At 63.2% G+C, this 26,180-nt stretch carries 17 protein-coding genes, 2 tRNA genes, 3 rRNA genes and 2 riboswitches; of the genes, 12 read left to right on the forward strand and 10 right to left on the reverse strand.

Annotated elements, in window-relative coordinates:
• Nucleotides 1-55: 55 nt before the first annotated feature.
• The 3 genes from gcvH to AAW51_RS08900 all read right to left on the reverse strand — a co-directional run bounded on the left by gcvH (nucleotide 56) and on the right by AAW51_RS08900 (nucleotide 3,928).
• Complete coding sequence (gene gcvH, locus AAW51_RS08890; protein ID WP_047194326.1) at nucleotides 56-433, reverse strand: glycine cleavage system protein GcvH; 378 nt, start codon at nucleotides 431-433, stop codon at nucleotides 56-58.
• Nucleotides 434-523: 90 nt separating this feature from the next.
• Nucleotides 524-1,642, reverse strand: coding sequence for a glycine cleavage system aminomethyltransferase GcvT (gcvT, locus tag AAW51_RS08895; protein ID WP_047194327.1), 1,119 nt, complete (start codon nucleotides 1,640-1,642; stop codon nucleotides 524-526).
• A 52-nt stretch (nucleotides 1,643-1,694) separates the two neighbouring features.
• A riboswitch (glycine riboswitch) is annotated at nucleotides 1,695-1,829 on the reverse strand.
• Between the two features lie 8 nt (nucleotides 1,830-1,837).
• Nucleotides 1,838-1,931, reverse strand: a riboswitch (glycine riboswitch).
• 314 nt (nucleotides 1,932-2,245) lie between these two features.
• Complete coding sequence (locus AAW51_RS08900) at nucleotides 2,246-3,928, reverse strand: electron transfer flavoprotein-ubiquinone oxidoreductase (protein ID WP_047194328.1); 1,683 nt, start codon at nucleotides 3,926-3,928, stop codon at nucleotides 2,246-2,248.
• Nucleotides 3,929-4,218: 290 nt separating this feature from the next.
• Between AAW51_RS08900 and AAW51_RS08905 the strand changes: the two genes are divergently transcribed.
• From AAW51_RS08905 to AAW51_RS08915, 3 genes are read left to right on the forward strand one after another with little or no spacing between them, the layout of a single operon-like run.
• A complete protein-coding gene (locus tag AAW51_RS08905; protein WP_047194329.1) occupies nucleotides 4,219-5,001 on the forward strand; it encodes an SDR family oxidoreductase in 783 nt (260 codons plus the stop codon).
• A gap of 18 nt (nucleotides 5,002-5,019) precedes the next feature.
• Entirely contained in the window at nucleotides 5,020-5,439 is a 420-nt protein-coding gene (locus AAW51_RS08910; protein ID WP_047194330.1) for an acyl-CoA thioesterase, read from the forward strand.
• A gap of 18 nt (nucleotides 5,440-5,457) precedes the next feature.
• On the forward strand, nucleotides 5,458-6,606 hold the full coding sequence (locus tag AAW51_RS08915; RefSeq protein ID WP_047194331.1) for a PLP-dependent cysteine synthase family protein: 1,149 nt from the start codon (nucleotides 5,458-5,460) through the stop codon (nucleotides 6,604-6,606).
• A gap of 32 nt (nucleotides 6,607-6,638) precedes the next feature.
• Here AAW51_RS08915 and AAW51_RS08920 read toward each other — a convergent pair whose 3' ends face one another.
• Nucleotides 6,639-7,187 (reverse strand): LuxR C-terminal-related transcriptional regulator, encoded by a 549-nt coding sequence (locus AAW51_RS08920; protein WP_047197587.1) that lies wholly within the window; start codon nucleotides 7,185-7,187, stop codon nucleotides 6,639-6,641.
• 173 nt (nucleotides 7,188-7,360) lie between these two features.
• On the opposite strand from AAW51_RS08920, the gene AAW51_RS08925 reads away from it, so the two are divergent.
• Together AAW51_RS08925 and AAW51_RS08930 are read left to right on the forward strand one after the other, a co-directional pair.
• Nucleotides 7,361-8,074 (forward strand): CoA transferase subunit A, encoded by a 714-nt coding sequence (locus AAW51_RS08925; protein ID WP_047194332.1) that lies wholly within the window; start codon nucleotides 7,361-7,363, stop codon nucleotides 8,072-8,074.
• A gap of 11 nt (nucleotides 8,075-8,085) precedes the next feature.
• Nucleotides 8,086-8,730: a CoA transferase subunit B gene (locus tag AAW51_RS08930; RefSeq protein ID WP_047194333.1), complete on the forward strand. Its 645-nt coding sequence runs from the start codon at nucleotides 8,086-8,088 to the stop codon at nucleotides 8,728-8,730.
• Nucleotides 8,731-8,761: 31 nt separating this feature from the next.
• On the opposite strand, the gene AAW51_RS08935 is transcribed toward AAW51_RS08930, so the two are convergent.
• Together AAW51_RS08935 and aat are read right to left on the reverse strand one after the other, a co-directional pair.
• Nucleotides 8,762-9,532 (reverse strand): arginyltransferase, encoded by a 771-nt coding sequence (locus AAW51_RS08935; protein WP_047194334.1) that lies wholly within the window; start codon nucleotides 9,530-9,532, stop codon nucleotides 8,762-8,764.
• Entirely contained in the window at nucleotides 9,529-10,311 is a 783-nt protein-coding gene (gene aat, locus AAW51_RS08940) for a leucyl/phenylalanyl-tRNA--protein transferase (protein WP_053013439.1), read from the reverse strand. Before aat ends, AAW51_RS08935 begins: the two co-directional genes overlap by 4 nt.
• A gap of 541 nt (nucleotides 10,312-10,852) precedes the next feature.
• Between aat and AAW51_RS08945 the strand changes: the two genes are divergently transcribed.
• Nucleotides 10,853-12,103 (forward strand): carbohydrate porin, encoded by a 1,251-nt coding sequence (locus tag AAW51_RS08945; RefSeq protein ID WP_047194336.1) that lies wholly within the window; start codon nucleotides 10,853-10,855, stop codon nucleotides 12,101-12,103.
• Between the two features lie 226 nt (nucleotides 12,104-12,329).
• Here the strand turns inward: AAW51_RS08945 and AAW51_RS08950 are convergent, their stop codons facing one another.
• The 4 genes from AAW51_RS08950 to AAW51_RS08965 all read right to left on the reverse strand — a co-directional run bounded on the left by AAW51_RS08950 (nucleotide 12,330) and on the right by AAW51_RS08965 (nucleotide 16,578).
• A complete protein-coding gene (locus tag AAW51_RS08950) occupies nucleotides 12,330-13,427 on the reverse strand; it encodes an ABC transporter ATP-binding protein (protein WP_047194337.1) in 1,098 nt (365 codons plus the stop codon).
• A 37-nt stretch (nucleotides 13,428-13,464) separates the two neighbouring features.
• On the reverse strand, nucleotides 13,465-14,295 hold the full coding sequence (locus AAW51_RS08955) for a carbohydrate ABC transporter permease (RefSeq protein ID WP_047194338.1): 831 nt from the start codon (nucleotides 14,293-14,295) through the stop codon (nucleotides 13,465-13,467).
• A gap of 11 nt (nucleotides 14,296-14,306) precedes the next feature.
• A complete protein-coding gene (locus tag AAW51_RS08960; RefSeq protein WP_047194339.1) occupies nucleotides 14,307-15,380 on the reverse strand; it encodes a carbohydrate ABC transporter permease in 1,074 nt (357 codons plus the stop codon).
• A gap of 178 nt (nucleotides 15,381-15,558) precedes the next feature.
• Nucleotides 15,559-16,578 (reverse strand): LacI family DNA-binding transcriptional regulator, encoded by a 1,020-nt coding sequence (locus tag AAW51_RS08965; protein ID WP_047194340.1) that lies wholly within the window; start codon nucleotides 16,576-16,578, stop codon nucleotides 15,559-15,561.
• A 974-nt stretch (nucleotides 16,579-17,552) separates the two neighbouring features.
• Between AAW51_RS08965 and AAW51_RS08970 the strand changes: the two genes are divergently transcribed.
• From AAW51_RS08970 to AAW51_RS08995, 6 genes are all read left to right on the forward strand, one after another.
• Nucleotides 17,553-19,083: ribosomal RNA gene (locus AAW51_RS08970) — 16S ribosomal RNA — on the forward strand.
• Between the two features lie 163 nt (nucleotides 19,084-19,246).
• Nucleotides 19,247-19,323, forward strand: a tRNA-Ile gene (locus AAW51_RS08975).
• Nucleotides 19,324-19,344: 21 nt separating this feature from the next.
• A tRNA-Ala gene (locus AAW51_RS08980) sits at nucleotides 19,345-19,420 on the forward strand.
• 299 nt (nucleotides 19,421-19,719) lie between these two features.
• Nucleotides 19,720-22,593: ribosomal RNA gene (locus AAW51_RS08985) — 23S ribosomal RNA — on the forward strand.
• 210 nt (nucleotides 22,594-22,803) lie between these two features.
• Nucleotides 22,804-22,916 (forward strand): 5S ribosomal RNA (gene rrf, locus AAW51_RS08990).
• The 16S, 23S and 5S rRNA genes sit together here with 2 tRNA genes alongside, the layout of an rRNA operon.
• A gap of 508 nt (nucleotides 22,917-23,424) precedes the next feature.
• Nucleotides 23,425-26,145, forward strand: a complete 2,721-nt coding sequence (locus AAW51_RS08995) for a M16 family metallopeptidase (RefSeq protein ID WP_047194341.1) — start codon at nucleotides 23,425-23,427, stop codon at nucleotides 26,143-26,145.
• The last annotated feature ends 35 nt before the right edge of the window (nucleotides 26,146-26,180 follow it).

The raw sequence follows: 26,180 nt of genomic DNA on the forward strand, positions 1-26,180 counted from the left end.
AGCGGCAGCAGTGCTGCCCCCGGGCGGCGCGGGCGGAAGGGGAGGAAGGAAAAGATCAGCTGTTCTGCACCAGCTGTTCGTAGGCGGGGCCGTCGAGCAGCGCGTCGAACTGCGCCCGGTCGGACAACTTGATCTTGAAGAACCACCCCTGGCCGAGCGGGTCGCTGTTGGCGAGCGACGGGTCGGCGCGCAGGGCCTCGTTCACGTCGATCACGCTGCCGCTCACCGGGGCATACAGGTCGGCTGCCGCCTTGACGGACTCGACGACCCCGGCGATGGCCTTCTGCTCCAGCGTCGCGCCGACGGCGGGCAGGTCGACGAACACCACGTCACCCAGGGCGTCCTGGGCGTGCTGGGTGATGCCCACCGTGGCGATGTCGTCGTCACCGGTGAGCTCGATCCACTCGTGGTCGGGGGTGTATTTCACGGTCATGTGTGCAGCTCCTGCTGTTCTCGGAAAGGGGAATCGGGGGCGGGGGTAGGCAGGCGCCGGCGCGCAGGCGCCGCACGCCACCTCGGGGCGTCAGCCGCGGTGATACCGATGCGGGGCAAATGGCATTCCGCGCACCTGCATCGGGAGGTGGCGCTCGCGCACCACGGCATAGACCGTGCCGCCGGGCGCCGTGTGGTTGACCGGCAGGTAGGCCATCGCGATCGGCTGGTTGACGCTCGGGCCGAGGGTGCCGCTGGTCACATGGCCCAGCGCGTGGCCGTGGCTGTCGACGATCTTGGTGCCTTCGCGCACCGGCGCGCGTTCGAGGCCCACGAGGCCGACGCGCTTGTTGGTGGGGCCGTGTGCGAGCTGGTTGGCGAGGGTCAGGGCGCCCGGGTAGTGGCCCTCGCGCGCGCCGCCAGGGCGGCGCACCTTCTGGATGGCCCAGGTCAGCCCGGCTTCCACCGGCGTGGTGTTGGCGTCGATGTCATGCCCGTACAGGCACAGACCCGCTTCGAGGCGCAAGGTGTCGCGCGCGCCAAGGCCGGCCGGCGCGACCTCGGGTTGGGCCAGCAGCGCGCGCGCCAGCCCCTCGGCCTGCTCGGCCGGCACCGAGATTTCGAAGCCGTCCTCGCCGGTGTAGCCCGAGCGGGTCACGAAACAGGCGGCGCCGGCCAGCTCGAAGGTGTTGCCGCTCATGAAGGTCAGGCTGGTGACGTCGGCGTTCAGCCGGGCCAGCGCCACGGCCGCCTTGGGGCCTTGCAGCGCGAGCAGGGCGCGGTCGGGCAGCGGCTGGATTTGGCAGCGGTGGCCGATGTGGGTGCGCAGATGGGCGATGTCGGCGTTTTTGCAGGAGGCGTTGACGACCAGGAACAGGTCGTCGGCGCGCCGCGTGATCATCAGGTCGTCGAGCAACCCGCCGTTGGGGTTGGTGAAGAAGCCGTAGCGTTGTTTGCCCACCGGCAGGTCGACCACGTCCACGGGCACCAGCGATTCGAGTGCCCGGGCAGCGTCGTCGCCGGACAGCCGCAGCTGGCCCATGTGGGAGACGTCGAACAGTGCAGCCGCTTCGCGGCACTGCTTGTGCTCGGCGATGATGCCGGCGTATTGCACCGGCATCTCGTAGCCGGCGAACGGCACCATGCGGGCACCGAGTTCGAGATGCAGGGTGTGCAGCGGGGTCTTGAGCAGGGCGGTGGTGTCGGGCATCACGGTCTCCGAGGGCATAAGGCATAACCACTGCACGAGTTCGTTGCAGTGGGCTGCCCTCGCTGTCCGCTTTACCTGAGAGATTGGCCGCGGCGCTTGCTCAGCGCAGACGGCTTGCCCCTTCGGTGGGCCCCCTCGTCGGCTGACTTGCAGCGTCGACCTGGGGCCTCTCTCCAGTGAGGATCGTCCGGGTGGGGACGAGCGTCAGTCCTTTTGCCTGAGCGTTCGAGCGGGGTTCCGCTCTGCGCCTTCGGCGGCTTCCGGGGAAGCTCTCTCCTGACTGCGCCGCAGTATAGCGGCGCCTGCGGCGATTGGGGCAGGAGTGGAAACGGTCCGGAAGCAAGCCGACCGGCGGCACGCCGGCAAAAACGAGCCAGACAGCCAGGGCCGGACCATTCTGCATCGCTTGCCCACTCGGCGCACCCGGCGCACGGCAAAGGCTCGCGCAGCACCGGTCGGGCGACCACGATGCGAGAAGAGAGGCGGGAGCGGGGAGGTCGGAAGAGGAGGGAAAGGAAGAGGGCGCGCGACCACCGGGAGACGGTCGGCCGGCGCGCCGGAGGGGCGCGCCGCCCGCGCAGGCGGGGCCTCGCCCCGCCTCGCTTACATCCCCGAGTAGTTGGGCCCGCCGCCGCCTTCCGGCGTCACCCAGACGATGTTCTGGGTCGGGTCCTTGATGTCGCAGGTCTTGCAGTGCACGCAGTTTTGCGCGTTGATCTGCAGGCGCTCGCCGGCACCGCTCTCGTTCGGGACGAACTCGTAAACCCCCGCCGGGCAGTAGCGGCTTTCGGGCCCGCCGTATTTGGCGAGATTGATGTTGACCGGGACGCTCGCGTCCTTCAGCGTCAGGTGCGCCGGCTGGTCTTCGCCGTGATTGGTGTTGCTGACAAAGACCGAGCTGAGCCGGTCGAAGGTCAGCTTGCCGTCCGGCTTCGGGTAGGTGATCTTGGCGCACTCGGCCGCCGGCTTCAGATAGGTGTGGTCCGGCGCCGGGCGGTGGATCGTCCACGGTGGGGCCTTGAAGCCGAGCTTGGGCAGCAGCCACTGCTCGATGCCGTTCATCACGGTGCCGACGTACAGGCCCTTCTTGAACCACTGCTTGAAGTTGCGCGCCTTGTCGAGCTCTTCGTAGAGCCAGCTCTTCTCGAACGCGGCGGGGTAGGCGCTCAGCTCGTCGTGCTGACGGCCGGCCGTCACCGCGTCGAAGGCGGCTTCGGCGGCCAGCATGCCGGTCTTGATGGCGGCGTGGCTGCCCTTGATGCGGCTGACGTTGAGGTAGCCGGCCTCGCAGCCGACCAGCGCGCCACCCGGGAACACCGTCTTGGGCAGGCTCAGGATGCCGCCGGCAGTGATGGCGCGGGCGCCGTAGCTGATGCGCTTGCCGCCTTCGAGCACTTCACGGATGCGCGGGTGGGTCTTCCAGCGTTGCATCTCCTCGAACGGGCTGAGCCAGGGGTTGCTGTAGTCGAGGCCGGTGATGTAGCCGAGCGTGACCTTGTTGTCCTCCATGTGGTAGAGGAAGCCGCCGCCGTAGGTGCTCGGGTCCACCGGCCAGCCGGCGGTGTGCAACACCTCACCGGGCTTGTGACGGCCGGGCTCGACTTCCCAGAGTTCCTTGATGCCGATGGCATAGCTCTGCGGGTCTTTGCCGGCGTCGAGCTTGAACTTGGCGATCAGCTGCTTGCCGAGGTGGCCGCGCGAGCCCTCCGCAAAGACGGTGTATTTGCCATGCAGTTCCATGCCGAGCTGGAAGCTGTCGAGCGGTTCGCCGTGCTTGCCGAGCCCGAGGTTGCCGGTGGCGACGCCCTTGACCGAGCCGTCGTCGTTATAGAGCACTTCGGCTGCCGAGAAGCCCGGGAAGATCTCGACGCCCAGGCCTTCGGCCTGCTGCGCCAGCCAGCGGGTCACGTTGCCCAGGCTGATCACGTAGTTGCCGTCGTTGTGGAAGCACTCGGGCAGGATCGGGCTCTTGAGGGCACCGCCTTCGGTCAGGAACAAGAAGCTGTCCCCGGTCACCGGCTGGTTCAGCGGCGCGCCGAGTTCCTTCCAGTTCGGAATCAACTCGTTCAGCGCGCGCGGGTCCATGATCGCGCCGGACAGGATGTGGGCGCCCGGCTCGGAGCCTTTTTCGAGCACGCAAACCGAAACCTCCTGGCCTTTTTCAGCCGCCAGTTGCTTCAGGCGGATGCCGGTGGCCAGGCCGGCGGGGCCACCGCCGACGATCACCACGTCGTATTCCATCGATTCGCGGGGACCGTACTGCTCCAGGATCTGTTGCGGCGTCATCGTCTCGTTCCTTCAATCGTATTTATGTGGGGGCTCGAGTGGGGGCTCGACGCGAGCTTCCCGCAATTCTATCGGGCCGCGGCAAAAAAACGAACGACCGTTCTATTCTTTGCACGAGGGGATGTCTCAATCTTGCACTGCGCGGGGTGTTGTCCTGCACCGCGGTTGGCCCGGATGTCCGGGCAGCGACACCTGATCACAGTCCGCTGCCGTTATCCTTGCGGCAGTACGCGAGGCCCGCCAGCGGCCCCGCTTGGTCACGACGTATACGAAGCAAAGAGGTGGTAGCGATGGCATACAGCATGGATCTTTCGGGGCGCGTGGCGCTGATCACGGGCGCCTCCAGCGGTCTGGGGACGCAGTTCGCCAAGACCTTGGCCGCGTCCGGCGCGGCGGTGGTGCTCGCCGGTCGGCGGGTCGAGCGCCTGAAGACGCTGCGGGCCGAGATCGAGGCCTCCGGCGGCGACGCGCATGTGGTGGGCCTGGACGTCACCGACATCAACAGCATCCGCTCGGCGGTGGCGCATGCCGAAACCGAAGTGGGCGGCATCGACATCCTGGTCAACAACTCGGGCGTCAGCACCACGCAGAAGCTGACCGACGTGACGCCCGACGAATACGACTACATCTTCGACACCAACACCCGCGGCGCGTTCTTCGTCGCCCAGGAAGTCGGCAAGCGCATGTTGGCGCGCGCGCGCGGGGCGGCCCCGGGCACCTACACCGGGGGGCGCATCGTCAACATCGCGTCGATGGCGGGCCTGCGTGTGCTGGGACAGATCGGCGTGTACTGCATGAGCAAGAGCGCGGTGATCCATATGACGCGCGCGATGGCGCTGGAATGGGGTCGCTTCGGCATCAACGTCAATGCGGTCTGCCCGGGCTACATCGACACCGAGATCAACCACCATCATTGGGAAAGCGAGCAGGGCCAGAAGCTGATCAACATGCTGCCGCGCAAGCGGCTCGGGCAGCCCAAGGACCTGGACGCACTGGTGGTGATGCTGTGTTCCAACGAGAGCCACTTCATCAACGGCGCGGTGATCTCGGCGGACGACGGTTTCGGCGTTTGACGACAACGGCGGGACCAGATGCGCATCGAGATCCCCGAGAACAAGAAGCTGACCTATGAGATGCGGATCCCGATCCGCTGGGGCGACATGGACGCGATGGGCCACGTCAACAACGCCGTCTACTTCCGTTATCTGGAAACGATCCGCATCGAGTGGCTGCACTCGCTGGGCGGCGCCCCCGACCCGGCGGGCCAGGGGCCGGTGATCGCCAACGCCTTCTGCAACTTCTATCGCCAGCTCGAATACCCGGGCGAGGTGTTGGCCCGGCACTATGTGGCGAACCCGGGCCGTTCCAGCTTCGACACCTTCATCACGCTGGAACGGGCCGACACGCCGGGAACCTTGTATGCGGCCGGCGGCGCCACCACGGTGTGGATCGACTTTCCGCAACAGAAGTCGGTGCCGCTGCCCGAGTGGCTGCGGGCGGCCATTTCCTAGGGCTGCTAACCTCCCGGGATGAACTCCCGGCACACCGCGGGCCGCCGGCCCGACCGCGACTGGGTGCTGGAAGCCGTGCGCCGCATCGAGGCCGACTTCCAGCGTTCCAGCGACACCCATCTGATCCCGTTGCGATTGCCCGGCTTCGCCGGCATCGATCTGTATTTCAAGGACGAGTCCAGCCATCCTTCGGGCAGCCTGAAGCACCGCCTGGCGCGTTCGTTGTTTCTCTACGCCTTGTGCAACGGCTGGCTGCACGAAGGCAGTGTGGTGGTCGAAGCGTCGAGCGGCTCGACGGCGGTGTCCGAGGCGTATTTCGCGCGGCTGCTGGGGTTGCCGTTCGTGGCGGTCATGCCCGCCACCACCTCGGCCGAGAAGATCGCGGCGATCGAGTTCCAGGGCGGGCGTTGCCACCTGGTGGACGATCCGACGGCGCTCTACAGCGAATCGCGTCGACTGGCAGAGGAACTGGGCGGCCACTACATGGACCAGTTCACCTACGCCGAACGGGCCACGGACTGGCGGGCCAACAACAACATCGCCGAGAGCATCTTCGGCCAGATGCGTTTGGAGCCCCACCCGGAGCCGACCTGGCTGGTGTGCAGTGCGGGCACCGGCGGCACGGTCGCGACGCTGGGGCGCTATGTGCGCTATTGCCACCATGCCACCCGCGTCTGTGCCGGCGATGCAGAGCGTTCGGTGTTCTTCGACCACTACATCAGCCGAGACCCGACTTTGACCCTCGCCGAAGGGTCGCGCATCGAAGGCATCGGGAGGCCGCGTGTCGAGGCGTCCTTCCTGCCCGATGTGGTGGACGCGATGGTCAAGGTGCCCGACCTGTGGTCGATTGCCGCGATGCATGCACTCTCGCAGCGGCTGGGGCGGCCGGTGGGTGCCTCCACCGGCACCAATGTGGTGGCCGCGCTGGCCTGTATGCAGGCGATGCGCGCGCAGGGGCAGGCAGGGTCGGTGGTGACGCTGCTGTGCGACGGCGGGCAGCGCTATGCCCACACCTACCACGACCGACGCTGGCTGGAAGCCGTCGGCTGGGTCTGCGACGACGAGCAGCGGGCGATGGCGGCATGGATGGATCAGGCCGTCGTGCCGGCGCCGCTGGCCGAGCGCTGGCGGCTGGCCGGGGAGCTGGCGCCCCTGGGCGCGGCCTGATCCACGCTGGGCGCCCGGGCTCCCCCGTCACCTCAGATCGCAAGCAGCCGCTGCACCAGTTCGGGAGTCGTCGACGCCTTGTACTTGCGCATCAAGCGGGCGCGGTAGATGTCGACGGTACGGTGGCTGATCTCGAGCGTCTTGCCGATTTGCTTGCTGGTGCGGCCCTCGATCAGCAAGGCCGCAACCTCGCGCTCGCGCCCGGTCAGCTCGGCCTTTACGGCGCGGCGCGCTGAGAGGTCTTCGAACGACCAGATGCCGGCCGCGTGCGGCGAACTGCGCTCCATCGCCCTGCCGGTGACGTGGCACCAGAACAACTCGCCGTCGCCCCGTTTCATGATGCGGTCGTCGGCATAACGGCCGCTGGCATTGAGGATGGGCGCGATGCGCTCGCCGGTGCGCTCGAACTCGTCCGGGCTCGGGTAGAGCACCTGGAAGGACTGGCCCGTCAGCAGTTCGCGCGAGGTGCGGAACATCTCCGCCAAGGCCTGGTTGCAGTCCACGATGACGCGGTGGCGCGACAGCACCAGGCCGACCGGGGCGAGTTCGAAAGCAGTGCGGTAGTCGATCGGATCGGACATGGCGGCGACACCCGACGGGCGCACAAGCGGGAAGCGACGCACGCGCGGCGATGCCTGCGCGGGCACAAGGGTTGCGGCGCCATCGAGGGCGTCCCCTTAGGCGATTCTACGTATGCCGATAGGTAGTACGCTGTGGGCCGTCCACCACTCCGTTGGCTCGAAAGGAGACTCAGATGAACAAGGTGTATCCGAGCGCCGCCGAGGCGCTGCAGGGCATCGTCAAGGACGGCCAGTTGATGGCCGTGGGAGGCTTCGGCCTGTGCGGCATTCCCGAGGCCTTGATCGACGCGCTGCAGGCGTCGGGCGTGCAGGGGTTGACCGTGATCTCGAACAACGCCGGCGTCGACAACTTCGGGCTCGGCAAGCTGCTGGCGACGCGTCAGATCCGCAAGATGATTTCGAGCTACGTCGGCGAGAACAAGGAGTTCGAGCGTCAGTACCTGTCGGGCGAGCTGGAGCTGGAGTTCACGCCGCAGGGCACGCTGGCCGAGAAGCTGCGCGCCGGCGGCGCCGGCATTCCGGCCTTTTTCACCCGCACGGGGGTCGGCACCATCGTGGCCGAAGGCAAGGAGGTGCGCGAGTTCGATGGCGTGCCGTACGTGATGGAACGCTCGCTGGTACCCGACGTGTCGCTGGTGAAGGCGCACATCGCGGACAAGTCGGGCAACCTGGTGTTCCGCCGCACGGCGCGCAACTTCAACCCGAACGTGGCGATGGCTGGCAAAGTGACGATCGTCGAGGTCGAGAAGATCGTCGAGACCGGCGAGTTGGACCCTGACCAGGTGCACCTGCCCGGCATCTTCGTGCACCGCATCGTGCTCAACGCCCAACCCGAAAAACGCATCGAGCAGCGCACGGTGCGCGCCGCCGCGAAGCCCGCCGCCTGAGGAGAACCGCAATGGCTTGGAACCGTGACGAAATGGCAGCCCGTGCCGCGCGAGAACTGCAGGACGGCTTCTATGTGAACCTGGGCATCGGCTTGCCCACCATGGTGGCGAACCACGTGCCGGCCGGCATGGAGGTGTGGCTGCAGAGCGAAAACGGCCTGCTCGGCATCGGCCCCTTCCCGACCGAAGCAGAGGTCGACCCCGATCTGATCAACGCCGGCAAGCAGACCGTGACGACGCTGCCCGGCTCTTCGATCTTCTCGTCGGCGGACTCCTTCGCGATGATCCGTGGCGGCAAGATCAACCTGGCCATCCTGGGGGCGATGCAGGTGAGCGAGAAGGGCGACCTGGCCAACTGGATGATCCCGGGCAAGATGGTCAAGGGCATGGGCGGTGCGATGGATCTGGTGGCCGGCGTCGGGCGTGTCGTGGTGCTGATGGAACACACCGCCAAGAACGGCGAGCACAAGCTGTTGCGGCAGTGCTCGCTGCCGCTGACCGGAGTGGGCGTGGTCAACCGCATCATCACCGAGCTGTGTGTGCTGGACGTCACCCCGGAGGGCTTCCGCTGCGTCGAGCTGGCGCCTGGAGTGACGGCGGACGAGATCCGGCAGAAGACCGGGTCCGAGGTGAGCTTCTCCGCGCAGCTGGCCTAAAAAGGCGCGCGGGCGAGTCAGGTCGGCCGGGTCAGCGCGCTGGGCCGGCCTTGCTGCCGGCCTCGGCGCCGGCTTCCCGCCAGACACCGTCGATCAGCAGCTGGTGCGGCCGGAACTGCGACTTGTAGGCCATCTTGCGGCTCTGCTCGATCCAGTAACCCAGGTAGACGTACGGCAGCTTCAGCTGCCGCGTCTGCTCGATCTGCCACAACACGTTGTACGTGCCGTAGCTGGTGTTGGGTTCGGGCTCGTAGAAGGTGTAGACCGCCGAGAGGCCGTCGTTCAGCACATCCAGTATGGACACCATCTTCAGGGCGCCCAGGCTGCCAGGCGGTGCCGGCTCGCGGAACTCGACCAACCGGGAGTTGACGCGGCTTTGCAGCAGGAACTGCGTGTACTGGTCGATGCTGTCGTGATCCATGCCGCCGCCGCTGTGGCGGCCGGACTGGTAGCGCAGATACAGCTGGTAGTGCTCGGGCACGAAGCCCAGCCGCAGCACCCGCGACTGCAGGTGCCCGTGCGCCTTGACGGCGCGACGCTGGCTGCGGCTGGCGTGGAAGGTGTCGACGGGGATGCGCAGCGGCACGCAGGCACGGCAACCGTCGCAATAGGGGCGGTAGGTGAACATGCCGCTGCGCCGGAACCCTTTGGCGACCAGCTCCGAATACGTCTCGGCCTGGATCAGATGGCTGGGCGTGGCCACCTGGGAGCGCGCCATCCGCCCCGGCAGGTAGCTGCAAGGGTAAGGCGCGGTCGCATAGAACTGCAAAGCCGCGAGCGGAAGGTCCTTCGGGTGCGTCACGGTGGCAAGGGGGTGTGAGGGAATGCCGCCGCTGCGGCAGGCGAGAGCCGCGCGTCCAGCAGCTCCCAGATGCTCGGATCATAGTGCCAGCTCACGGCCGGTTGCGTGACGGCCTGCCGCACATGCGCTAGGAAGTCGCGCCGCGGGATTTCCCGCGCGCCCATCGACACCAGGTGTGCAGTCCGCTGCTGGCAATCGATCATGGCGATGCCGCCGCGCCGACACAGGGCCACGAGGGCGGCGAGCGCAATCTTGGACGCGTCGGTGCGGTGCGAAAACATCGACTCGCCAAAAAACATGCGGCCCAGGTTGACGCCGTAAAGCCCGCCGACGAGCTGGCCGTCCATCCACGTCTCGATGCTGTGGGCGCCGCCTGCCCGGTGCCAGGCGCGGTAGGCGCCCAGCATCTCGGGCACGATCCAGGTGCCGTCCTGCCCGTCGCGCGGGGTGCTCGCACACGCCCCGATCACGCGGTCGAAGGCGCGGTCGACGCGGATCTCGCAGCCCGGGGTGGAAAGAAAGCGGGCCAGGGTCTTGCGCAGCGAACGGTGCAGCCGGAACTCGTCGCACCACAGCACTGTGCGCGGGTCAGGGCTCCACCAGAGCACAGGCTGACCGGCGCTGTACCAGGGAAACACACCTTTGGTGTAGGCGTCCCGCAAACGCTCCACCGTGACCTCGCCGCTGGCGGCCACCAGTCCCGCCGGGAGGTCGGGAACATGCGCCACCGTTTCGGGGTCGGGCACCGGGGCCAACGGGGAGGAGAGCCAGGGGATCAACTCGGGCCGTGCAAAGGTTGTTGGGCCCCCATTGTGAACCGGGTCGCCGGGCCCGGCGACCCGTGCGGACTCGATGCCCGACCATGGCCTGCAACTTCCTCTTCAATTGGCACCGCCTTCTATGAAATCGCTTTCAAAAATTCAGCCAGGAGTTCAGGTGCTGTTTAGGAAATGCTAAGCATCTGTCGAGAATTTTTCAGGTTGAACATCGGGATTTCTCCTCAAACTGTGCGGTAGTTGCTTCTCTTTCCCACGGATTTCCACCTAATTGACTTCGTTCTGCTACCAAACTAAATTTCCCCAGCAAGATTTATGAAAACGCTTTCATTGCCGGCTAGGAAGGGTGGCTGGTGATGCGAGTGACGACGCGCCGAGCGCGCAGGTTTCGTCGTCGCCATCAGGGTTTTCGCTGAAAGCGTCTGTCGTAGGTGACGCGGGCAGCACGGGGTGGTGGAAGCCTGGGTTCGGGGCTTTCAGGGGGGCGTCCCCCGGGGAAAGAGTCGGCCAGGAGCCGAGTGACATACATCAAAGAGGAGTACAAATGTCTTCCAAACAGTTTCGGCTCACCGCCGTGGCCCTGGCCCTGATAGGGGCCGGGGCCGCCTGCGCGGCGGATTTCGAGTTCACCGGCTACTCGCGTGCCGGGGTGGGGGTGAACACCAAGGGTGGCAAGCAGGTGTGCTACGGCCTGGCCGGCGCCGACACCAAATGGCGCTTGGGCAACGAATGCGACTACGTCATCGAGCCGAGCCTGGTGGCCACGGTCGCCAAGAGCGACGAATACGGGGTGTGGAAGGCGCATTTCATGCCGTCCGCCTACCGCGCGTGGGGCCAGAGTGAGTTCGACAACTACGACGAGAGCGGGTCGGGCAGCTATGAAGGCACCGATGAACTCGTCACCCGCTTCGGTCAGGTGTATTTCTATGGCGAGCTGCCGCAGCTGAACGGCGGCCGGGTGTGGGCCGGACGTCGCTTCTACGACCGCGTCCAGCTCGGCATCAACGACCAGTTCCTCGAGAACCACGACAGCGACGGCGCTGGCATCGAAGACGTCAACTTCGGCTTCGCCAAGTTCAGCTACGCCTTCTTGAGCAACCCGCGGGCGGGCAGCGTGCCCAAGGACGCCGCCAGCAACTCGTCTGCGAACAGCATCGACTACGAGCACGCCCTGCGCCTCACGGGCATCAAGACGATCGCGAACAGCGAACTGGCGATCTACACGGGCTTCAGCAGCACCGCGACAAGCGAGAACCAGCTGACCGGTGTGGAGCCCGACGACAAGAAGAGCGGCCAGCGTCTGGGCCTCTATCACGTGACCAAAGGCACCTTGGGGGGCGCGACCTTCATCGGCTTCAAGTACGACCGTCACATGGGAGCCGATCGCCAGTGGCGCGTGGTGGCGCAGCAGCAAGGCCTGGTCCCGTCCCTCAAGACGGCCTGGGACGCGATCGCCGAATACCGCACCAAGAAGAACGACGGTGTCGAAGAGAAGTGGTACTCGATCGGCGGTCGTACCGACACTCAGATCTCGGGGCCGTTCCGCTTCCTGGCGGAGCTGGGCCACGATCAGGTGAAGCCTGAGGGTGGCGACACGCAGAACCTGACCAAATTCACGCTGGCCGTCGCGGCCTCGGCCGGCCCGAACCACACGTCCCGCCCGACCGTGCGTCTGTTCATGACGCACGCGCGCTGGAACGACGCGGCGAAGTTCAGCACGGTCGGTGTGCGTGAAGTCTACGGTGACAAGAAGAGCGGCACGTCCTTCGGCATCCAGGGCGAAGCCTGGTGGTGATCGCAACGGCGCTGTGCGCCTGATCAGCGACCCGAAGGCCGGCGGCAACGCCGGCCTTTTTCGTTGTGATCGTGATCGTGGTGCAGCCGCCCGGGTGTCGTCCGGTGCTCGAGACGAAAAAAGCAGCCCGAAGGCTGCTGGCAAAGAAGAGGTGCCGATCAGAGAAAGATCTTCGAGGTTCCCCAACCGCTGGATCCGACCCTGACGGTCCCCCGCGACGGAGGTGTCAATGCGTGGGCACCGCGCGGCCGTCTTTGTCGAACACGAGGGCGCGGCCGGCGACGGGCACCAAGCCGACCGGATCGCCCCGTTGCAGGCCGTGGACCGAGCCCGGCAGTTTGACGGCCAGCTCACGCTCGACGCCGTCGACCCGGACATAGGCGATGGTGGCGTCACCGAGATGCTCGACCAGATCGAGGTGCGCCTTGAGGCCGGTGCCGGGCGCGGCGAATTCGAGATGCTCGGGGCGCACCCCGAGCGTGAGTTGGCCGTCGAGTGCGGCCGTGCTCGCGCTGCCCCGGGGCAGCAGCCACTCGCCGGCGTTGCCCACCTGCAGCCGCAACTGGTCGCCTGGCTCGCCTGCCAGGCGGCATGGCAGGAAGTTCATCTTGGGGGAGCCGAGAAAGCCGGCGACGAACAGGTTGGCCGGGCGTTCGTACAGCTCGAGCGGCGTGCCCACCTGCTCGATGCGGCCGCCGTTGAACACCACGATCCGTTCGCCCAGCGTCATCGCTTCGACCTGGTCATGGGTCACGTAGATCATCGTGGAGCGCAGCTCCTGGTGCAGCTTGGACAGCTCCACCCGCATCTGCACCCGCAGGCCGGCATCCAGGTTGGACAAGGGCTCATCGAACAAAAACACCTTGGGCTTGCGCACGATGGCGCGGCCGATCGCGACGCGCTGGCGTTGCCCGCCGGACAGGGCCTTCGGCTTGCGATCGAGCAAGTGGGTGATCTGCAGGATCTCGGCGGCCTTGTCGACGGCGCCCTTGACCTGCTGCTTGGACTGGCCGGCCAGCTTCAGGGCAAAGCCCATGTTCTCGGCCACCGTCATGTGCGGATACAGCGCATAGCTCTGGAACACCATGGCCGCACCGCGTTCGGCCGGCGGGACGTCGTTGGCCAGTTCATCGCCGAGGTAGAGCTCGCCGTCGGTGATTTCCTCGAGGCCGGCGATCATCCGCAGCAGGGTCGACTTGCCGCAACCCGACGGGCCGACGAAGACGATGAACTCGCCGTCGCGGATGTCGAGGTCGACGTGCTGCATGACGATCGGCCCTTCGGCATATTGTTTCTTGATGCCGCGTAGCTTCAGACCGGCCATGTTTCAAGGCTCCAGGTGAGGTGGGTGGGACACATCGTCAGCCTTTGACGGCGCCGGCGGTGAGGCCTTCGATCAAGCGGCGCGAGTAGATGACGAAGATCACCAGCAGCGGCAGCGTCGTGATGGCCGAGCCGACGCTGATAGCTGCCAGCGTTGCGCCGGTCGTGCCCTGCAGCGAGCGCAGCACCAGCGGCGCCGTGAACATCTCCTGGTCGCGCATGACCAGCAGCGCTCCGAAGAAGTTGTTGTAGGCCGTGATGAAGGTGACCAAGCCGAGGGTGCCGAGTGCCGGCCCGATGAGGGGCAACACGATGCGCCAGTAGATGCCGAACTCGGTGCAGCCGTCCATGCGGGCGGCTTCGATCAGGTCTTTCGGCACCCCCGAGCCGATGTACTGCCGCATCAGAAACACACCGACGGCCGTGCAGGCGGCGGGCACGATGAGCGCGCGGGTGGAGTTCATCCAATCGAGTGCCGACATCAGCATCACGGTGGGCACCGTGCCGAGGAAGCTGGGCAGCAGCAGCGTGGCCATCACGAAGCCGAACAGCGCGTCCTTGAAGCGGAAGTCGTACATCGCGAACGCATAACCGGCCAGCGAGCAGAAGAACAGGTTGAGCGCGGTCGTGGCCACGGCGATCCACAACGACAGGCCCATGCTGCGCCAGAAGTGGGGCCGCCGCTCGACCAAATCGTGGAGGTTGGCGAGCAGGTTGTCGCCGAACCACAGGGGGGGTGGCAACGACAGGATGTCGCTCGTGGAATGCGTCGCGAAGACGAACATGAAGTAGAAGGGCATCAACATCACGAGCGCGCCCGCGAGGACGAGGCCGTAGGCGGCGGCGGTGCCCGGGTTCAGCTTGTTCATCTCGTGCTGCCTCAGTCGTTCTTGCGACCGAAAATCTTGTTGTTGACGTAGGTCAGGATGCCGATGAAGACGAACAGCAGCCACGCGAGTGCGGAGGCGGTGCCGAAGTCGCCGTCGTTGAGTGCGTAGTTGGTGATGAGCATCGACGAGGTTTGTGCCGCCTTGCCCGAACCGCCGGTGCCACCGGTGAGGATGTAGGGTTCTTCGAACAATTGCAGGCTGCCGATGAGCGTGAGCGTGACGGCGAAGAACATCATCGGCCGCAACATGGGCACGGTGATGTACCACAGCTGCTGCCATTTGTTGGCGCCGTCCATCGTCGCGGCTTCGTACAGGTCTTTCGGTATTGTCTGCAAGGCGGCCAGGTACAGCACCGTGTTCCAGCCGACGTAGCGCCACCACACCACCACCGCGACGGTCCAGCGCTGGTACTCGGAGCTGCCCCAGTCGATCGGCTCGGTCGGCAGCAGCCAGGCCAAGGGCTTGAGGCCGCCGAGGTCCCAGTTGCCGAGGCCGGTCAGCGTCAGGTTGACGACGCCGAAATCGCGCGAGAAGAGGGCCGTGAACACCATTGCCACCGCGACGGTGTTGGTGATGAACGGCAGGAAGTACATCCCGATGACGGGGTTGCGGAAGCGCTTGAACTGGGTGTGGATGAAAAAGGCGAGAGGGATCGCCACGAGGTGTTGCGGAATGCCGCTGAGCACCCCGATCCAGAGCGTGTTGTAGAGCGCGCGCCAGAAGTCGCGGTCGTAGAGGTCGGCCCAGAACGCCGAGGTGAACGCCTGGGACCATTCGATGCCGTCGAGCTGTAGCAAATAGGTGTAGTTACCCCAGCCTTCGAACACCATCGCTTCGAGGCCGGCGGTTGCTTCCCAGCGAAAGAACGACACGTAGGCCGAGAACAGCAGCGGGAACAGCCCGAAGATCGCGAACAGCACGAAAAACGGGCTGATGAACAGGTAGGGCGCCCAGTCCCATGGCTTCAGCCGGCGTCGGCGGCGGGCCGGTCGGCCCGCCGAAGGTGCCGGGGCGACGACGGCATCAAGCGCCAAAAGAGGGCTGGCAGACGTTTTCGGGTTCATCGACGAACTCTCGCCGACCGGCTTGGAGCGGACGCCAATTTCATCACCATTTCCTCGGCTCTGCTGTAGTTCTGAAAGCGCTTTCAATTTGGCCAGCTGCCCCCGCTCGTGTCAATAGTTCTACGCTCGAACGAACTGAAAGCGAGGGACTTCCCTAGCGGGGACTTCCCTAGCAGCCTCACCGCCGCCGCGGACTGGTGGATTCGCGGACGACCAGCTCCACCCGTAGCGGCTCTAGCGCATAGGGCTGACCCTCGATCATCTGCACCACGGTATGGCCGGCCTGCCAGCCCACTTCATAGGCGGGTTGGCGCACAGTGGTCAGTGGGGGAACGCAGTAGGAGGAGTAGGGCAGGTCGTCGAAACCCACCAACGAGACGTCTTCGGGCACCCGGATGCCGCGCCGATAGAGGGCCAACCGGGCGCCATAGGCGCTTTGGTCGTTGGCGGCGAAGATGGCGGTGAAGCTGGCCCGGCTCTCCAGCAGTTGATGGATGGCCAGCATCCCGGTCGCCTCATGGAAGTCGGCCTTCGCCACGAGCGACTCACGGAACACGATGCCTGCCTCACGCAACGCGTCCTGGTAGCCGACCAGGCGTTGTTGCGCGTCGTGGTGGTCTTGCGGACCCGAGATGAAAGCGACGTCCTCATGACCGAGTTCGATCAGGTGACGGGTCGCCTTGTATGCACCCAGCCGGTTGTCGACGGTGATCGAAGGCAGGTCGAGGGTGGCGGTGGCACGGCCCACCATCACGATGGGCAGCCTGCGCGCCACAGCCTGGACGTCCTCATCGCGGATGTGGCCGTGCATCATCACGACGCCGTCGACCCTGCGCGCGGACAGCAGAGACAAGCGCTCGGCCTCCTCGGCCGAATTCCAGTGGCCGCTGACAAACAAGGGCGCGTAGCGAGACTCTGCCAGCGCATCTTCCACGCCGCGCAGCGCCTCATTGAAGAAGGGGCTGGCGATGTCCTGCGTGAGCACCCCGACAGTCGAGGTGCGACCGCTGGCCAGGCTGCGGGCCACCATGTTGGGGCGGTAGTTGAGCTGCGCGATTGCCGCTTCGACGGCTTGCCGGCGAGCCTCGCTCACCCGTGCTGAGCCGTTCAAGTAGCGCGAAACAGTGCTGGGGGAGACGCCGGCGATCCGTGCCACTTCACCCAGCGTCGCGGTATCGTTTGCAGTCAGGTCTGGCATGGCCGGCACTGTGGCACTCCTTGAAATCGCCGTCAAACCAGCGGCCGCAGCGCGCGAGGGAGCGCCTTGGCAGTTCGCGACCGGAGTTCCTCAAGTCCCCCGACCGGACACGTCGTGTGCGCGTGGCACGGCGCGCGCCGCAGGGCCTGCATCTGTTCCTTGTACATATATAGGCCCACGGCTTTGCCTCTCCCCTCCGAGGCGCATTGGTGGACGGTGCGGCGAACAGCAGTCCCACGGACAATTGAATGGAACTTGGAGCAGGGAGATTTGCCTGCTGTCCATGACCTGCCTGGGCGCCGTCTTTCACCGAGGCGCCTATGTCGCTGGCAGAACAAGGTCCGTCGACGGGCGCCCGGCCTCCGTCCTGAAGCACGACGCGAATCGGAGAGGCTCGCTGCACAGGAGAGACGAACCCGGCGTTAGGCGAGCTACAGGAGCGTCAGAGGACCGAAGGACGGGGCGGTGTGGGGACGCGAAGTTGTCGCAAGGCAGGCGCGCCGAGACGGAGAGATCTCCTTGCCCACTTGCGTCCCTTCTCGAAATCCTGCTATAGTCACGTTCTTCGCTGATCACGGCGCTGCAAACGAAGGTAACTGAGGAAGAGATTCCAAGGGAACTGCGGCGAGAAGGTCGAATCGTAGAGAGTTCTCCGGTAACGGAGCTTGAGCGGCAGACTGAAGTGGTGAGTGAAGAAAGTGAAGCAGAGTAGTTGACAGGGTTTTAAAAATTCTTCATAATCTCGCTTCTTTGCTGATGACGACGAAAGACGAATCAGCGAACTGAGAAGTGTGCAGTGTCACCGAGGTGGCGCGAGACGCGGATCAGATGCTCTTTAACAAATAACAGCCGATAAGCGTGGGCGTTTGAAGGCGAGTGCCAAGGCTACCCGGTCGCAAGACTGGGTGCCACAAACGCTCACGGAGAAGAAGTGAAGTTCACTTCAATTCCGTTTTGAGCAAAATTTCAAGATCGAACTGAAGAGTTTGATCCTGGCTCAGATTGAACGCTGGCGGCATGCCTTACACATGCAAGTCGAACGGCAGCACGGGAGCAATCCTGGTGGCGAGTGGCGAACGGGTGAGTAATACATCGGAACGTGCCCAGTAGTGGGGGATAGCCCGGCGAAAGCCGGATTAATACCGCATACGACCTGAGGGTGAAAGCGGGGGATCGCAAGACCTCGCGCTATTGGAGCGGCCGATGTCAGATTAGCTAGTTGGTGGGGTAAAGGCCTACCAAGGCGACGATCTGTAGCTGGTCTGAGAGGACGACCAGCCACACTGGGACTGAGACACGGCCCAGACTCCTACGGGAGGCAGCAGTGGGGAATTTTGGACAATGGGCGCAAGCCTGATCCAGCCATGCCGCGTGCGGGAAGAAGGCCTTCGGGTTGTAAACCGCTTTTGTCAGGGAAGAAAAGTTCTGGGCTAATACCCCGGAGCGATGACGGTACCTGAAGAATAAGCACCGGCTAACTACGTGCCAGCAGCCGCGGTAATACGTAGGGTGCGAGCGTTAATCGGAATTACTGGGCGTAAAGCGTGCGCAGGCGGTTGTGCAAGACAGATGTGAAATCCCCGGGCTCAACCTGGGAACTGCATTTGTGACTGCACGGCTAGAGTGCGGCAGAGGGAGATGGAATTCCGCGTGTAGCAGTGAAATGCGTAGATATGCGGAGGAACACCGATGGCGAAGGCAATCTCCTGGGCCTGCACTGACGCTCATGCACGAAAGCGTGGGGAGCAAACAGGATTAGATACCCTGGTAGTCCACGCCCTAAACGATGTCAACTAGTTGTTGGACGGCTTGCTGTTCAGTAACGAAGCTAACGCGTGAAGTTGACCGCCTGGGGAGTACGGCCGCAAGGTTGAAACTCAAAGGAATTGACGGGGACCCGCACAAGCGGTGGATGATGTGGTTTAATTCGATGCAACGCGAAAAACCTTACCTACCCTTGACATGCCAGGAATCCTGCAGAGATGTGGGAGTGCTCGAAAGAGAACCTGGACACAGGTGCTGCATGGCCGTCGTCAGCTCGTGTCGTGAGATGTTGGGTTAAGTCCCGCAACGAGCGCAACCCTTGTCATTAGTTGCTACGAAAGGGCACTCTAATGAGACTGCCGGTGACAAACCGGAGGAAGGTGGGGATGACGTCAGGTCATCATGGCCCTTATGGGTAGGGCTACACACGTCATACAATGGCCGGTACAGAGGGCTGCCAACCCGCGAGGGGGAGCTAATCCCAGAAAACCGGTCGTAGTCCGGATCGCAGTCTGCAACTCGACTGCGTGAAGTCGGAATCGCTAGTAATCGCGGATCAGCATGCCGCGGTGAATACGTTCCCGGGTCTTGTACACACCGCCCGTCACACCATGGGAGCGGGTTCTGCCAGAAGTGGTTAGCCTAACCGCAAGGAGGGCGATCACCACGGCAGGGTTCGTGACTGGGGTGAAGTCGTAACAAGGTAGCCGTATCGGAAGGTGCGGCTGGATCACCTCCTTTCTGGTAACACAGAAGCACTCAAATTCTTGCGCCCACACTTATCGGCTGTTGTTGTTGACGACAGTGAGTGAACGTGAACCGGCAGGCGGAAGCTGGCGGGGCTGACGAGAGTTGGTCCTGGGTTGACGCGAGCCGCAGACGCGCTTCACGCAGAAGTGAAAACGGGTCTGTAGCTCAGTCGGTTAGAGCACCGTCTTGATAAGGCGGGGGTCGTTGGTTCGAATCCAACCAGACCCACCATCCTTCTGCATGAGACATGTTGGGGGATTAGCTCAGCTGGGAGAGCACCTGCTTTGCAAGCAGGGGGTCGTCGGTTCGATCCCGTCATCCTCCACCACCGCCGCCAAAAGGGCGGTCACTCTGTTCAGAACGTTAACGCGAGCAATTGGAAGATTGCTGGCGTTAGCGGTTCGTGAGAACGGCTGTTGTTCTTTAACAATTCGTAGAGTCGAATCAGCGTTGTTGGCGGAAACCGCTTCATGGCGGACCGTGCCGCCAACAACATTTGATTGCGTCACCAGACTTCAATTCGTGAATTAAAAGCGAGTTTGAAGACGGCATAACGCGTAAATACTCAACTGAGCGAGCCATCGCTCAGACAGTCCTTGACGACGCTGAGAGGCGTCAAAGTTATAGGGTCAAGTGACTAAGTGCATGTGGTGGATGCCTTGGCGATTACAGGCGACGAAGGACGTGATAGCCTGCGATAAGCTTCGGGGAGCTGGCAAATTAGCTGTGATCCGGAGATTTCCGAATGGGGAAACCCACCCTTAGGGGTATCGCATACTGAATACATAGGTATGCGAGGCGAACCGGGTGAACTGAAACATCTCAGTAGCTCGAGGAAAAGACATCAACCGAGATTCCGAAAGTAGTGGCGAGCGAAATCGGACCAGCCTGCACGTTTTAGCAGTCGACTTATCAGAACGGCATGGAAAGGCCGGCCATAGCAGGTGATAGCCCTGTATGAAAAAAGTTGGTTGTGGAACTAGGCGTGCGACAAGTAGGGCGGGACACGTGAAATCCTGTCTGAAGATGGGGGGACCATCCTCCAAGGCTAAATACTCGTAATCGACCGATAGTGAACTAGTACCGTGAGGGAAAGGCGAAAAGAACCCCGGGAGGGGAGTGAAATAGATCCTGAAACCGCATGCATACAAAAAGTCGGAGCCCTCCGGGGTGACGGCGTACCTTTTGTATAATGGGTCAGCGACTTACATTCAGTGGCAAGCTTAACCGAATAGGGAAGGCGCAGGGAAACCGAGTCCGAATAGGGCGTTCAGTCGCTGGGTGTAGACCCGAAACCAAGTGATCTATCCATGGCCAGGATGAAGGTGAGGTAACACTTACTGGAGGTCCGAACCGACTAGTGTTGCAAAACTAGCGGATGAGCTGTGGATAGGGGTGAAAGGCTAAACAAACTTGGAAATAGCTGGTTCTCTCCGAAAACTATTTAGGTAGTGCCTCAAGTATTACCATCGGGGGTAGAGCACTGTTATGGCTAGGGGGTCATGGCGACTTACCAAACCATTGCAAACTCCGAATACCGATGAGTACAGCTTGGGAGACAGTGCACCGGGTGCTAACGTCCGGACACAAGAGGGAAACAACCCAGACCGCCAGCTAAGGTCCCTAAAATTGGCTAAGTGGGAAACGAAGTGGGAAGGCTAAAACAGTCAGGATGTTGGCTTAGAAGCAGCCATCATTTAAAGAAAGCGTAATAGCTCACTGATCGAGTCGTCCTGCGCGGAAGATGTAACGGGGCTAAGCCAGTTACCGAAGCTGCGGGTGCACAGCAATGTGCGCGGTAGGAGAGCGTTCTGTAAGCCTGTGAAGGTGTCTCGAGAGGGATGCTGGAGGTATCAGAAGTGCGAATGCTGACATGAGTAGCGTTAAAGGGGGTGAAAAGCCCCCTCGCCGTAAGCGCAAGGTTTCCTACGCAACGTTCATCGGCGTAGGGTGAGTCGGCCCCTAAGGCGAGGCAGAGATGCGTAGCTGATGGGAAACAGGTCAATATTCCTGTACCGATGTGTAGTGCGATGTGGGGACGGAGAAGGTTAGCTCAGCCGGGTGTTGGATGTCCCGGTTTAAGCCTGTAGTCGTGCCTGGTAGGCAAATCCGCCGGGCTTAGATGAGGGGTGATGACGAGGCGGCTTGCCGCTGAAGTGAGTGATACCCTGCTTCCAGGAAAAGCCACTAAGCTCCAGCTACACACGACCGTACCGCAAACCGACACTGGTGCGCGTGATGAGTATTCTCAGGCGCTTGAGAGAACTCTGGAGAAGGAACTCGGCAAATTGACACCGTAACTTCGGAAGAAGGTGTGCCCTTAGTAGGTGAACCTGTACAAGGGGAGCCAAACGGGGTCGCAGAGAATCGGTGGCTGCGACTGTTTAATAAAAACACAGCACTCTGCAAAGACGAAAGTCGACGTATAGGGTGTGACGCCTGCCCGGTGCCGGAAGGTTAAGTGATGGGGTGCAAGCTCTTGATCGAAGCCCCGGTAAACGGCGGCCGTAACTATAACGGTCCTAAGGTAGCGAAATTCCTTGTCGGGTAAGTTCCGACCTGCACGAATGGCGTAACGATGGCCACACTGTCTCCTCCAGAGACTCAGCGAAGTTGAAATGTTTGTGATGATGCAATCTCCCCGCGGAAAGACGGAAAGACCCCATGAACCTTTACTGTAGCTTTACATTGGACTTTGAACAGATCTGTGTAGGATAGGTGGGAGGCTTTGAAGCGGTGCCGCTAGGTGCCGTGGAGCCGTCCTTGAAATACCACCCTGGTGTGTTTGAGGTTCTAACCTTGGCCCGTGATCCGGGTTGGGGACAGTGTATGGTAGGCAGTTTGACTGGGGCGGTCTCCTCCCAAAGCGTAACGGAGGAGTTCGAAGGTACGCTAGGCACGGTCGGAAATCGTGCTGATAGTGCATAGGCAAAAGCGTGCTTAACTGCGAGACTGACAAGTCGAGCAGATACGAAAGTAGGACTAAGTGATCCGGTGGTTCTGTATGGAAGGGCCATCGCTCAACGGATAAAAGGTACTCTGGGGATAACAGGCTGATACCGCCCAAGAGTTCATATCGACGGCGGTGTTTGGCACCTCGATGTCGGCTCATCTCATCCTGGGGCTGTAGCCGGTCCCAAGGGTATGGCTGTTCGCCATTTAAAGAGGTACGTGAGCTGGGTTTAAAACGTCGTGAGACAGTTTGGTCCCTATCTTCCGTGGGCGCTGCAAGATTGAGAGAGCCTGCTCCTAGTACGAGAGGACCGGAGTGGACGCACCTCTGGTGTATCGGTTGTCACGCCAGTGGCATTGCCGAGTAGCTAAGTGCGGAAGAGATAACCGCTGAAAGCATCTAAGCGGGAAACTCGTCTCAAGATGAGTCTTGCCGGGGCCTTGAGCCCCCTGAAGAGTCGTTCAAGACCAGGACGTTGATAGGCTGGGTGTGGAAGCGCAGTAATGCGTTAAGCTAACCAGTACTAATTGCTCGTGCGGCTTGACCCTATAACTTTGATGTGCCTCACAGCCTTCAAGGTGGAGTCTTTAAGCTGTTATGCCAGGTAGCACGCCAACGCGTCGCTCACCTCTGGTACGCAATCAAATTCTGCTGATTCACTGCAGCGCCATTAAAGAGCGCTGCAGTTCAAACTCTACGAATTGGTCGTCTTGCACCACGCCGCCTCCCGCGGCGCCGCACGACGGCAACCAGTTATGCCTGATGACCATAGCGAGGTGGTCCCACTCCTTCCCATCCCGAACAGGACAGTGAAACGCCTCAGCGCCGATGATAGTGCGGATTCCCGTGTGAAAGTAGGACATCGTCAGGCTGTTATCCCTCAAAACCCCACCCACTCTCGCAGTCGGTGGGGTTTTGCTTTTGCGGATGAATATCGCCGCCGACTCGGCGCAGTTCCCGGGACGTTAGATGCTGGGGGCCGGCGAGCAGAAAACTAGGGCCACCTCTGGTGTGCGCGCTAATGGCGTATGTCCGGAACGCAGATCACGCAGCCGTGGGCGGGCTAAGGCGGCCAATGATCAAAGCAACGGCGATTTCCGTCAGTGGCGCCGCCCTTCCCATGGCTCACCGGCAGGCAGACGCACTTTCCCTCCCGCTCCACTTTCTGCCCCTGGCCCTCTACGTCGCGTCCGCGAGGCTCGTCGTAGCGGCGCCGGCCCCCGGCTCCACTCCCACGGCCGAGTCGAGCAATGGGCCTCCCGTGCTCCTCGCACAGCCGACTCACCAGCGGCGAAGATCGATGGACACAATTAGCGTACCGTCGACGGAACATGAAGCAGCGACCCCGGTCAGAATGCACACATTGAGAAGGAGTGTGCATGCTTCGTCGTTTGATCCTGACCTTATTGCTTCCCGTCATGCCCGTCGCCGCCGTTGCCGCTGTCTCGGCTCTGCCAGCTGGGGTGACGCGTGTTGCGAATGTCGAGGGCATAGAAGAATATCGGCTCCCTAACGGGCTGCAGGTTTTGCTGGTACCGGACGCCTCCAAGCCGAGTACCACGGTAAATGTCACCTACCGCGTCGGTTCGCGTCATGAAAACTACGGCGAGACCGGTATGGCGCATTTGCTGGAACACCTGCTGTTCAAGGGCACGCCGCGCCACCCCAACGTCTGGGCCGAGTTCACGAAGCGCGGGCTGCGGGCCAACGGCTCCACCTGGCTCGATCGCACCAACTACTTCGCCAGCTTCTCCAGCAACGACGAGAACCTCAAGTGGTACCTGGGCTGGCAGGCCGACGCGATGGTGAACAGCTTCATCGCGAAGCGCGATCTGGACACCGAGATGACAGTGGTGCGCAATGAAATGGAGATGGGGGAGAACAGCCCCAGCCGGATTCTGTTTGAAAAAGGGTTGGCCACAATGTACCAGTGGCACAACTACGGCAAGAGCACCATCGGTGCGCGCACCGACGTCGAGAATGTCGATATCGGCCGGCTGCAAAACTTCTATCGCACCTACTACCAACCCGACAACGCGACGTTGATCGTCGCCGGCCGTTTCGACCCGGCCCGCACGCTGAGCTGGATCGCCGACGCCTTCGGCAAGATCCCCAAGCCCAAGCGCCAACTGCCCTTGCTCTACACGCTCGACCCGGTGCAAGACGGCGAGCGCAGCGTCACGCTTCGGCGGGTCGGTGGCGTGCCGATGGTCTACGCGATGTACCACATGCCGCCCGGCGGCGACCCTGACTTCGCGGCCGTGAACGTGCTCGACCTGATCATGGCCGACGCGCCCTCCGGCCGTCTGCACAAGCGTCTGGTCGAGGGCCAGCTCGCCGCCGCAGTGTTTGCGTTCTCCCAGGAACTGGCCGACCCCGGCTTCTCGGTCTACGGCATCCAGCTGGCGCCAGGCCAAGACCTGGCCAAGGCGCAAGACGCGATGCTGAAGACGCTCGAAGCGGTGGCCAGCCAGCCCGTGACGGAGGAGGAGCTGAAGCGTGCGCGCTTGAAATGGCTCAAAGAATGGGAACTCGCGTTCTCCGATCCCGAGCGTGTCGGTGTCGCGCTGTCCGAGGCCATCGCAGTCGGAGACTGGCGCGTCTTCTTTCTGACCCGCGACCGTGTCCGCAAGCTCACGCTGGAACAAGTGCAACGGGTGGCTCAGTCGTACCTGGTCAGTGCGAACCGCACCTTGGCCTCCTATGTGCCGACCGAAGCCCCCCAGCGCGCCCCGGCGCCCAAGCGGGTCGACCTTGCGGCCATGCTGCAAGGCTACACGGGCGACACTGCCGTCACCCAAGCCGAGGCATTCGACGCGACGCCTGCCAACATCGAGGCGCGTACCCAACGCTTCTCGCTGAAGAACGGTCTGCAGGCCGCGGTGTTGCCGAAGGGCACGCGAGGGGCCGTCGTGACGGCGCAGCTGAGCCTGCGTTTCGGCGACGAGCAGAGCCTCAAAGGCCGAGCCGTGCAAGGCGAGCTGGTGGCTGCGATGCTCGACAAGGGCACTCGACAGCTGTCGAGGCAGCAGTTGCAGGACCGGCTGGATGAGTTGCAGGCCGAAGTGGCGGTGCATGGCGGCACCACGGGCGCGTCGGTCCTGATCCGCACACGGCGCGAACGGCTGCCCGAAGTGATGGCCGTCGTGGCGCAGATGCTGCGCGAGCCGGCGTTCCCGGCCGAGGCCTTCGACGAAGTGCGCCGGCAAGCGCTGTCCTCGTTGGAAGCGGAGCGCAAGGACCCGGACGCCATCGTCAACAACGAACTCGACCGCCGCTTCAGCCCCTATCCGGTGGGCGACGTGCGGCACGTTTTGAGTTTTGATGCGCAGCGGGCGGCCCTGGAGCAGGTGAAGCTCGACGATTTGCGCGACTTCCACCGCCGTTTCTACGGTGCCTCGACGGCCCAGTTCGCAGCCGTCGGCGATTTCGATCCGGCTGCCCTGCGCCAGGCCCTCGAGGCCCACTTCGCAGACTGGAGCGCGCCGCAGACCCACGCACGGGTGCCGCAGCCTTATCTCGAGGTCAAGCCGGAGCAACTCAGCTTCACCACACCCGACCGGCAGAATGCCTATCTGCGCGTCAGCCAGGCCATCCCGGTCAAAGAGCTGGATCCCGACTACCCGGCTCTCGTGATGGCGAACTACCTGTTGGGGCAGGGCGGCAACTCGCGGCTGTGGTTGCGGGTGCGCGAGTCGGAGGGGCTGTCGTACGACGTGCGCTCGGGACTGCAATGGAACGCGTGGGAGCCCAACACCTTGTGGACTGCCACCGCCATCTTCGCGCCCCAAAACCGGGCCAAGGTCGAAGCGGCGGTGCGCGAGGAGATTGCGCGCGCGCTGAAAGACGGCTTCACGGCGGCCGAACTCGAGCAAGGGCGTCAAGGCCTGTTGAGCTTCCGCCGGCTGTCGCGCGCGCAAGACCGCAATCTTGCCGGCACCCTGGCCGAGAATCTCTACCTGCGCCGCGACTTCAAAGTGAGCCAGCAGGTGGACGAGGCCTTGACGCGGGTGACGCTGGCCGAGGTGAACGCCGCCTTGCGCAAATACCTAAAGGCCGACCGCTTTGTGATCGGCGTCGGCGGCGACTTCAAGCCCTGAAGCGCGGTGCAGTACAAGGCCGTCCATCGGCCCGA

Origin of the sequence: Caldimonas brevitalea, from assembly GCF_001017435.1 — a bacterium.
GTDB lineage: Bacteria > Pseudomonadota > Gammaproteobacteria > Burkholderiales > Burkholderiaceae_C > Caldimonas > Caldimonas brevitalea.